3 protein-coding genes are annotated in these 1,626 nt (G+C 59.8%); 1 reads left to right on the top strand and 2 read right to left on the bottom strand.

Annotated features, from left to right (window positions below):
* Positions 1 to 211 (bottom strand): patatin-like phospholipase family protein (locus AB1609_23355; GenBank protein MEW6049372.1); only part of this gene is annotated, 211 nt, incomplete at its 3' end.
* Between the two features lie 54 nt (positions 212 to 265).
* Positions 266 to 577: a heavy metal-binding domain-containing protein gene (locus AB1609_23350; GenBank protein ID MEW6049371.1), complete on the bottom strand. Its 312-nt coding sequence runs from the start codon at positions 575 to 577 to the stop codon at positions 266 to 268.
* A gap of 282 nt (positions 578 to 859) precedes the next feature.
* Here AB1609_23350 and AB1609_23345 point away from each other — a divergent pair, with 282 nt between their 5' ends.
* The gene (locus tag AB1609_23345) at positions 860 to 1,297 is read left to right on the top strand and encodes a hypothetical protein (GenBank protein ID MEW6049370.1); all 438 of its coding nucleotides are present in this window, start codon (positions 860 to 862) and stop codon (positions 1,295 to 1,297) included.
* The last annotated feature ends 329 nt before the right edge of the window (positions 1,298 to 1,626 follow it).

Here is a 1,626-nt window from a genome sequence, read left to right as displayed (position 1 = left end):
ACCTCGATGGCACTGCCATCTGCCTCAACTCACGCTCAATGTCGTCCAGGGCCACGCCAGCTGCATACAGCCCCGCAGCAATTGCTCCGGCGCTGGTTCCCGACACCACGTCAGGCCGCAGCCCAGCCTCGGCCAGCGCTTTGAACACGCCCACGTAGGCCAGCCCGTACAACCCACCGGCCCCCAGCGCCAGTCCCCACCTCTTGGCCAAAAGGTGACACCCCTTCCACGGGCGCACACAGCGGCACTGATGCGCCCACTCCAGTCAGACGCGAACAGCGGTGCCGCTGGCCGAAACCATCAGCATTCCTTCCCGCACCACTTCGTAGTCGATGTCCACCCCCACCACGGCATTTCCGCCCAGGCGAGCAGCCTCGTCCGCCATTTCCTGCAGGGCAATCTCCCGTGCCCGGCGCAGTTCCTCTTCGTATGCCGCCGACCGCCCACCCACGATGTCGGTGATGGTGGCAAACAGATCGCGCACGATGTTGGCCCCCAGGATGGCCTCGCCCGTCACGATTCCCAGGTATTCCTGAACCGGCTTACCTTCGATGACCGGCGTAGTCGTGATGATCAACTTGTCACCTCCACCCCCTCTATTCTTTACCCAACCGTGCACTCCCTGTAGAGCGCCGGTCCCACTCCGCAGGTAACCCCCTCACCAAGGAAGTCCGGTGATCCGCACGGTCAATCAGTTGTCAGTGAGGTCGGCGGGCGCACGATCAAGATGCCTGACACCGGGGAGCAGCCCGCCACTCGCTCCCTGCGGTTGCCAAGAGGATATGCCGGGAAAACTGGCGAATCCTGCTAGCCGGAAAGGCAAGATCATGGAAGAATGCCAATTGGGGGCAAGCGTCGCATGGCAACAGAACTCGGGACGCTCACCGAGGTCGATCTTCGCCGCGTATGGAGCGATGAGGCCAGAGATTCTACTCCCTGGCTTAAGGAGAACATCGAACGATTGAACCAGGTCCTCGGGCTGGACATTGAGATAACCGAGCGCAAGGGCCCGGTCGGACCTTTTGCTGTGGACCTTGTCGGAAAAGACCTGGGCTCCGGCCACACGGTCATCATCGAAAACCAGCTCGAGCCCACTGACCACACCCATCTGGGGCAGCTGCTCACCTATGCTGCTGGCCGGGGAGCGAAGACCGTAATTTGGATTTCTCCTCAATTTCGCGACGAGCACCGGCAGGCCCTCGACTGGCTGAACGAACACTCGGCAGGACCAGGTTTTTTTCGGAGTAGAGATCAAACTGATTCGGATCGACGACTCCAGGCCCGCCCCGTTGTTTAAGCTTGTGTCCCAGCCGAATGAATGGCAGAAAGCTGGCGCCAGAACACCTATAAGCCCCCGAGCCGAAGCCTATCAAGCTTTCTGGGAAACGTTCTTACTCGAGTTTGAAAGCCAACCCCGGGTTTTGAGTGCCACGGGGTTGCCAAATGCTTGAGAAATCGAGGTCGCCCCTGCCGTGAACTTGAAAATGTGCTGCCACGTGTTGCGGTGCAGGTATTGCCTTATCTTGCGCAGTGTGGTAGTATGTAACTGCCATGTTCGTCAGGACGAAGGTCTTCCGCAACAAGGACGGCAGCACGCGTACATACCTGCAACTGGTCACCAGTGAG

It is taken from the genome of Bacillota bacterium, assembly GCA_040754675.1.
Taxonomy (GTDB): Bacteria; Bacillota; Limnochordia; order Limnochordales; family Geochordaceae; genus Geochorda.
This window is presented reverse-complemented; position numbering and strand designations above follow the sequence as displayed.

What these genes read in the sequence shown, in the direction of transcription:
- AB1609_23345 (MEW6049370.1), top strand. Translation starts at nt 860, where the DNA reads ATGGCAACAGAACTCGGGACGCTCACCGAGGTCGATCTTCGCCGCGTA.